Annotated in this window: 1 protein-coding gene; it reads right to left on the reverse strand. The window is 72.3% G+C overall.

Going from position 1 to position 1908, the window contains the following annotated elements:
- Positions 1-145: 145 nt before the first annotated feature.
- The coding region (locus AC13HU_RS36425) for an ABC-F family ATP-binding cassette domain-containing protein (protein ID WP_483046281.1) at positions 146-1908 on the reverse strand (1763 nt) is incomplete at its 5' end.

Consider the following 1908-nt stretch of genomic DNA (forward strand, 5'->3'; position numbering starts at 1 on the left):
TCTTCGGGCCGGGCGAATGGAGTTCGGGCGAGCGGAAACTCTTTCTATCACCCGCCCCACTTGACGCCTCGGGCCGCTGCTGTTCCGTTACCGGCCCGCCACACGTCCCCCATCAGGCAGGCAACACGCCGCCGCCGGGCCCGCGTCACGCGTCCTCGGCCAGCTCCAACCAGCGCGTCTCCAGGTCCTCCCGCTCCTCGCGCAGCGCGCGCAGCTCCGCGTCGAGCGCGGCGACCTTCTCGAAGTCGGTGGCGTGCTCGGCGATCCGGGCGTGCAGTTCACTCTCGCGCTCGCCGACCTTGTCCAACCGCCGCTCCACGCGCTGGAGTTCCTTCTTCGCGGCACGGGTGTCGCGGGTGCCGGCGCCCGCACCGGAGCTCGCGCCGGCACCGTCCGCGGGCCGTTGCGCCGGCTTCTGGCCGGGGGCGGGCGGCGCGGCGGCCGCGACGAGCGCGTGCCTGCGCTCCAGGTACTCGTCCACGCCGCGCGGCAGCATCCGCAGGCCACGGTCGCCGAGCAGCGCGAACACCCGGTCGGTGGTGCGCTCCAGGAAGTAGCGGTCGTGGCTGATCACGAGCATCGAGCCGGGCCAGCCGTCGAGCAGGTCCTCCAGCTGGGTCAGCGTCTCGATGTCGAGGTCGTTGGTCGGCTCGTCGAGGAAGAGCACGTTCGGCTCGTCCATCAACAGCCGCAGGATCTGCAACCTGCGGCGCTCACCGCCGGACAGGTCGCCGACCGGCGTCCACTGCTTCTCCTTGCTGAAGCCGAACTTCTCGCAGAGCTGGCCCGCGGTCATCTCCCGGCCCTTGCCGAGGTCGACCCGCTGCCGTACCGACTCCACGGCCTGCAGGACCCGCTGCGCGGGATCGAGTTCGGCCACCTCCTGGGAGAGGTAGGCGAGTTTGACGGTCCGGCCCACCACGACCCGGCCGTGCGCGGGCTGCCGTTCCCCGTCGCTGGCCGCCGCCTCGGCCAGGGCCCGCAGCAGCGACGTCTTGCCCGCGCCGTTCACCCCGACCAGGCCGATCCGGTCGCCCGGGCCGAGTTGCCAGGTGATGTGCTCCAGCAGCGTCTTGGGGCCCGCGGTGATCGTCGCGTCCTCCAGCTCGAACACGGTCTTGCCGAGCCGGGAGTTCGCGAACTTCATCAACTCGGCGCTGTCGCGCGGCGGCGGCACGTCCTCGATAAGGGCGTTGGCCGCCTCGATCCGGAACCGCGGCTTGGAGGTGCGGGCCGGGGCGCCACGGCGCAGCCACGCCAACTCCTTGCGCATCAGGTTCTGCCGCTTGACCTCTTCGGTGGCGGCGATCCGCTCCCGCTCGGCGCGCGCGAACACGTAGTCGCTGTAGCCGCCTTCGTACTCGTAGACGTTGCCGCGCTGCACGTCCCACATCCGCGTGCAGACCTGGTCCAGGAACCAGCGGTCGTGGGTGACGCAGACCAGCGCGGCCCGGCGCGCGCGCAGATGGCCGGCCAGCCACGCGATGCCCTCCACGTCCAGGTGGTTGGTGGGCTCGTCGAGCACGATCAGGTCCTGCTCGCCGATCAGCAGCTTCGCCAGCGCGATACGGCGCCGCTCGCCGCCGGACAGCGGGCCGATCACGGTGTCCAGGCCGTTTTCGAAGCCGGGCAGGTCCAGCGTGCCGAACAGCCCGGTCAGTACGTCCCTGATCCGCGCGTCCCCGGCCCAGTCGTGGTCCGGGCGGTCCCCGACGATCTCCTGCCGCACGGTCGCGGCCGGGTCCAGCGAGTCGCCCTGCGCCAGCACGCCCAGCCGCAGGCCGCCCTGCTGCGTCACCCGCCCCGTGTCCGGGTCCTCCAGCCGCGCCAGCATCCGCACCAGCGTCGTCTTCCCGTCGCCGTTCCGCCCGACCACCCCGATCCGGTCCCCCTCGGACACCCCGAGCG

It is taken from the genome of Streptomyces sp. NH27 (assembly GCF_056859195.1).